This is a genomic window from Pseudomonas uvaldensis (assembly GCF_021271205.1).
Lineage (GTDB): Bacteria > Pseudomonadota > Gammaproteobacteria > Pseudomonadales > Pseudomonadaceae > Aquipseudomonas > Aquipseudomonas uvaldensis.
The window spans coordinates 1-448 of the sequence record NZ_JAIWKS010000046.1 but is presented as its reverse complement, the minus strand read 5'-3'; the positions used below and the strand labels follow the sequence as shown (position 1 = coordinate 448).

The window sequence follows — 448 nt, the reverse complement described above, 5'->3', positions numbered from 1 at the left end:
TTGGGCACGCAGGTCGGCTGCGGATGGCTGCGCGTCTTCTTTGGCGATCACATAAGCCACCAGGCGCTTGTCGCCCGGCTCGTCTTCACGAGCGATGACCACCGCTTCGCTGACACCTTCGCAGGCCGCCAGCGTGGCTTCGATCTCGCCCAGCTCGATACGGAAACCACGGATCTTCACCTGGTCGTCGTTACGGCCCAGGTACTCGATGCTGCCGTCCGCCAGCCAGCGACCCAGGTCACCGGTCTTGTACATCCGTGCGTTCGGTTCACGGCTGAACGGGTTGGCGAGGAAGCGCTCGGCCGTCAGCCCGTCACGGTTCAGGTAGCCACGGCTGACGCCTGCGCCACCCACATACATCTCGCCCACCACGCCCACCGGCACCGGCTCGCGCTGGGCGTCGAGCACGTACAACTGCAAGTCAGGGATGCGCTTGCCGATGGGGCTC

Annotated in this window: 1 protein-coding gene; it reads right to left on the bottom strand. The window is 65.6% G+C overall.

Going from position 1 to position 448, the window contains the following annotated elements:
* Positions 1 to 448, bottom strand: a 448-nt coding sequence (locus tag LCU97_RS26515; protein WP_232778215.1) for an AMP-binding protein, incomplete at both ends; no start/stop codon positions are given.